This is a genomic window from Colwellia sp. Bg11-28 (assembly GCF_002836245.1).
In the GTDB taxonomy this organism is placed as follows: domain Bacteria; phylum Pseudomonadota; class Gammaproteobacteria; order Enterobacterales; family Alteromonadaceae; genus Colwellia; species Colwellia psychrerythraea_A.
In genome coordinates, this window is sequence record NZ_PJBA01000007.1 from 1 (window position 1) to 3,524 (window position 3,524).

The following is a 3,524-nucleotide window of genomic DNA, read 5'->3' on the forward strand; positions in this document are numbered from 1 at the left end:
ATAGAGAGAGTTAGCTTAAGTACAAGGTCTTATTTAACCTTTTTGTTTGTTCGATGATAAATCCCGCTATTCGCTTACTATGCATAACATAGTAGTACATAAATGAACCTGCCTGATGTTTTCACTATGCTCTATCGTCTTCTATTTCTAGTATTAGGTCTGTGCCCTTTAGACTTATCACCTGCGGATAGTGCATCCTTGCGTGCATTCTTTTTATTTATTGGTCTTTTATTTGAATTAGCAATTTTCGTCAAATCTAACTCATAACCTGGTAACCATTGTTGTAATAGCTGGATATCAAGTAATTCTTCTATAGCTGTTAGTAACCATTCTTCTCCAGGACTGACCAGAGAAACAGCTAATCCTGAATTACCCGCTCTTGCAGTACGCCCTATACGATGAACATAATCCTCTGCGTTATAAGGAAGTTCATAGTTAATCACATGTGATAAACCTTTTATATCGATACCACGCGCAGCAACGTCGGTTGCTATTAGTGCGCGAACTTTTCCTTCCTTAAACTCATGTAATGCTTTTTCACGTGCGCCTTGAGATTTATCGCCATGAATAGCTAATGATTTAACACCATCTTTAGTCATTTCTTTTGCTAGGTCATCTGCGCACTGCTTAGTTCGAGTAAACACTAAAACTTGTTTCCAATTTCTTGATCCAATTAAAAACGAAGTTAGTTCTCGTTTGCGATCAGCATCAACACCATAGACAAGTTGCTCTACATCATCAGCAGCTTTGTTTTTCTCGTCAATCTCAACCATTTTAGGTTCAACTAAAATGTTTTTACTCATTTTGTAAATATCATCCGCGAATGTAGCTGAGAAGAGCAGTGTTTGCTTTGTTTTTGGTAGATATTGAGTAATCTGATCTATTTCTTCTTTAAAACCCATATCTAACATACGATCTGCTTCATCGAAAACTAATGTTTCTATGTTGGATAGGCTGACAGATTCAGTTCTAAGCAGATCTAATAATCTTCCTGGCGTTGCAATTAATATATCAACACCCACTTTCAATTCACTAATTTGTTTTTTTGTACTAACGCCGCCGTACGCAATACCAATTGTAACATCAGTAAATTGCCCGTAATGACAAAAGCTTTTATGCACTTGCTGAGCAAGTTCTCTCGTTGGAGTTAGCACCAATGCTCTTAGTTCTGGTTTACAAGGTTGAACTGATATTAATTGTTGAAGTATTGGCAGTGCAAAAGCAGCTGTTTTCCCTGTACCTGTTTGAGCTCTTGCCATAACATCATGTTTAGCTAGAATAAGAGGGATACTTTGCTTTTGTATTTCTGTTGGTTCATCATAAGCAGATTCGGTTATTGCTTTAAGCAATGTTGAGTCCAAAGAAAAGGAAGAAAAGGTCATTCGTTTAGCCAATATATTTTTAAGTTGGTTAATTGTAGCAGAAGTCGTATATGACTATCCCAGTTATTAGCGTATTTCATATTAAGGATGTTATGGCTAAGTACAATTATCAAAATATGCGATTCTTGATTGTTGACAATATCAAACCATCGCAAGAAATCCTCAAACAATTTGTTATGCGCTTAACGTCGAAACAAGTAGATAGCACTCATTATGCACAAGATGTTGCTTCAATTTGCCAGCAAAGACATTATGATGTGATTTTCTTGGGTTATGACCTAGGGGAGAATCAAAAGAATGGCCAACAGATCCTCGAAGAGTTAAGGGTCAATGGTTATATAAATCGTCATTGTATCGTCATTTTAATTACTGCAGAAGTATCACAATCCATGGTATTAGCTGCGCTTGAACACAAACCAGATCACTATTTATGTAAGCCCTATACATTAAGTGAATTAGAAAAACGTTTAAACTTTTGTTTGCATAAAAAAATGGCAATGGCAGCTATATATCAAGCTCTCGATACAGATGACCCAGAGCTTGTTATCAAACGTTGTAAACATGCTTTATCAATAAACACACCGTATAAAACTGAATGCTTAGGTATTATAGCAAGACAATATTTTGAATTAAAAAAATTTGATGAAGCCAAAGCGATTTATTTGGCCCATCAAAATACTTCAAATTGTCAATGGGCTACTATTGGTTTGGGTAAAGTTGCTTTACATGAAAAGAAGTTAAATCAAGCGGAAAAGTTATTTAAGCTTTTAATAAGGGACTGCCCGCTTTATTTATCAAGTTATGATTGGCTGGCAATAACTTATGAAGAACAATTCCATTATATACTTGCTGAAGAAATATTAGAGCAAGCTCTGCTTTTATCACCACGTTCTTTAACGCGTTTAAAAAAATATGCCCACCTTTGTATTCATAACGAGCATTTTGATAAAGCCACTGCAGCCTATGAGCAAACTTATAACCTAGCGCAGAATTCAATTCATCATTGTGCTGATAACGCAATAAAGTACGTGCAAGCATTGATTGAGCACTTACCCTCACTACCATTAGTCGATGCAAAGAAAATAAATAACAAAGCCTTCTCCTATTTAAAGCAAATGGCAAGAGACTTCAACGAAAGTGATATAAGAGTCCAGTCTCATTTACTTGGTGCATGTTTATTAGAAATAACAAAAGAACGACAACTTGCGAATGACGAAATTGTTAGAGGAGAAAGATTACTTCATAGCGAACATAGCAATATTGAAAATAGTAAATTAATTGATATATCACTGACATTAAAGAAATTGAAAAGAGATGATCTTGCCAGCAAAATACTCGCCGCTAGGGAAGAGTCAGCTATTTATCAGTCATCGAATGAAATGAATAGACAAAGTTTTAATATAAAAGATAAGGCTCAGGCGGATATTGAGCTTGGTTTAACTCTATATACTCAAAAGAAATATCGGGAGGCAACTCTCAAACTACAAGATGCTTCTGCAATGTTTCCAAAACATATAGGTATAAAATTAAATCTAATGCAGGTTTTGTTAGTGTCATACGACCAAGACAAACAATCAGAGGAAGATTTACATAAAGCTAAGATCTTATTAATGGAACTAACTCGATTAGATTTAAGTAACAATGAGCTGGAAAGACTGAAAAAAATGCAAAAAAAATACCAGCTAATTGCTGGTATTTAATCATTCTATAAGAATATGGTGGAGGGAGGTGGATTCGAACCACCGAAGGCTGAGCCGTCAGATTTACAGTCTGATCCCTTTGGCCACTCGGGAACCCCTCCACGGGGCCATTACATCACACTAGTTGATGAAATTAGGAGTTTAACAATGTCCTGCTACGCTCTTACATGGGCTTTGCTGCGACATAAGTCACGCTACCATCGGCGCTATGCGGTTCACTATCAAACTTTAATAGGAGTCTAGCAATGTCCTACTCTCACATGGGAACTCCCACACTACCATCGGCGCAACTGCGTTTCACTTCTGAGTTCGGAAAGGGATCAGGTGGGACCACAGCGCTATTGTCGCTAGACAAAAACTTTTATTTATTATGTTACTTACAATATTTTGATAAGTAATTTAATAAATAAAAACTTCAGCAAAAAGCCCGACTCTATCGAAT

The 3,524-nt window shown here is 36.3% G+C and carries 2 protein-coding genes, 1 tRNA gene and 1 rRNA gene; 1 reads left to right on the top strand and 3 read right to left on the bottom strand.

The window, feature by feature from the left end; all coding sequences use genetic code 11:
- Positions 1-131: 131 nt before the first annotated feature.
- Positions 132-1,382 (bottom strand): DEAD/DEAH box helicase, encoded by a 1,251-nt coding sequence (locus CXF79_RS16005; protein ID WP_041736510.1) that lies wholly within the window; start codon positions 1,380-1,382, stop codon positions 132-134.
- Positions 1,383-1,498: 116 nt separating this feature from the next.
- Here CXF79_RS16005 and CXF79_RS16010 point away from each other — a divergent pair, with 116 nt between their 5' ends.
- Complete coding sequence (locus tag CXF79_RS16010; protein ID WP_232769218.1) at positions 1,499-3,082, top strand: response regulator; 1,584 nt, start codon at positions 1,499-1,501, stop codon at positions 3,080-3,082.
- A 16-nt stretch (positions 3,083-3,098) separates the two neighbouring features.
- Here CXF79_RS16010 and CXF79_RS16015 read toward each other — a convergent pair.
- Both CXF79_RS16015 and rrf read right to left on the bottom strand, forming a co-directional pair.
- A tRNA-Tyr gene (locus CXF79_RS16015) sits at positions 3,099-3,183 on the bottom strand.
- Between the two features lie 136 nt (positions 3,184-3,319).
- Positions 3,320-3,434: ribosomal RNA gene (gene rrf / locus CXF79_RS16020) — 5S ribosomal RNA — on the bottom strand.
- Between the last annotated feature and the right edge of the window lie 90 nt (positions 3,435-3,524).

What these genes read in the sequence shown, in the direction of transcription:
- CXF79_RS16005 (WP_041736510.1), bottom strand. Translation starts at nt 1,382, where the DNA reads ATGACCTTTTCTTCCTTTTCTTTGGACTCAACATTGCTTAAAGCAATA.
- CXF79_RS16010 (WP_232769218.1), top strand. Translation starts at nt 1,499, where the DNA reads ATGCGATTCTTGATTGTTGACAATATCAAACCATCGCAAGAAATCCTC.